This window comes from Ferroplasma sp. Type II (assembly GCF_000496155.1).
On record NZ_KI542851.1, the window covers coordinates 2,512 to 3,684 of the forward strand.

Here is a 1,173-nt window from a genome sequence, read left to right on the forward strand (position 1 = left end):
GATAATGCTGGAATAAGCATTGAAGAGCACTTTAAGAAAAACAATGTAGTTATTCCTGGGAGCTGCGGCGCAACAGTATATAACAATGAAAAAGATTTCGTTGATGCATATAACCTTGGTATTAAACTGTTAAAGGAAAAACCCGAAGAGGCGGCAAAATTTGTTGTTTCACATTTACCCATGCAATTTCCCCTGGAATTCGTGATGAACACTATGAAAAACTCAGATCTGAATGTCCACAAACCGGGGAATCATGAGGAATTCATAAATTTAGTGAAAAAATACTCGTCCCAATGATGAAATAAAAAAATAATTTATCATTTTTATTAATAGGTTATATTAAATTATTAAATACTACATTTACATTATACCTCTATGTGGGACTACATAAACAAAGTGTTTGATGGTTATCCAGCTGAAATGAGAGTTGTACAGAAAATGATAAAAATAGGTATATCGGTAAAAATTCTGTATGACGAGCCAAAATTATTCTGTGACGCAATTGAAATAAAGCCAAATTCCATAGCAAGAGCCTTCAATGTTGACCGAAGGGTCATTGTGAACATGGTACAAAAAATAATTAACGATCATGAGCTCTTCGATTTTTTCAGCAATCTTGAGCCAATTTCAAATTTTGAGCATTCAGGTTCAAAAATAGGATTCGGTGTAATTGAAATAATTCCCGTTGATGCAGCCAGGCCTGGCATAATAGCAGGTGTAATGAATGTACTTGCGGAAGCAGGGATCTCGGTGAGGCAGGTTGTCACAGATGACCCAGACCTTATAGACAACCCCAGGGCAATCATTGTCACAACAAATACAGTTACTGGCGATATCCTTAACAGGATTAAAAAAATTGAGGGTGTTAAGGCTGTCCTATTGCTTTAAATAAAATCTTCTATTTTGTCTCCATAAAGTATTTCCATTATGTCTTTTATTTTATTCCTTACTTCCTCATATGATTCGCCATAAACATTTACATGCCCCATCTTTCTTTTCCTTCTTACCTCATTTTTATGGTACCAGTAAATATTTGTGTTGCCAAGCTGGAGTATTGGAGATATCTTAGTCTCAATCCCTGTTCCTATAATATTCACTATTCCGGAAGGCACAAATAGATCCGGTCTTATAATATCCATTCCTGCAACTGCCAGTATATGCTCCTCAAACTGT

2 protein-coding genes and 1 pseudogene are annotated in these 1,173 nt (G+C 35.5%); 2 read left to right on the forward strand and 1 reads right to left on the reverse strand.

Annotation, left to right across the window (positions count from 1 at the left end; all coding sequences use genetic code 11):
• Together AMDU4_RS13890 and AMDU4_RS13895 are read left to right on the forward strand one after the other, a co-directional pair.
• A partial coding sequence (locus tag AMDU4_RS13890) for a DUF3834 domain-containing protein (protein WP_290705597.1) occupies window positions 1–297 on the forward strand: 297 nt, incomplete at its 5' end.
• Between the two features lie 78 nt (window positions 298–375).
• On the forward strand, window positions 376–888 hold the full coding sequence (locus tag AMDU4_RS13895; RefSeq protein WP_021788453.1) for a hypothetical protein: 513 nt from the start codon (window positions 376–378) through the stop codon (window positions 886–888).
• Here AMDU4_RS13895 and AMDU4_RS13900 read toward each other — a convergent pair.
• Window positions 885–1,173, reverse strand: a pseudogene (locus AMDU4_RS13900) (5-(carboxyamino)imidazole ribonucleotide synthase); the annotation flags it as partial. The gene AMDU4_RS13895 and the pseudogene AMDU4_RS13900 overlap by 4 nt on opposite strands.

Coding starts and splice junctions, on each gene's coding strand:
- AMDU4_RS13895 (WP_021788453.1), top strand. CDS start 376: ATGTGGGACTACATAAACAAAGTGTTTGATGGTTATCCAGCTGAAATG.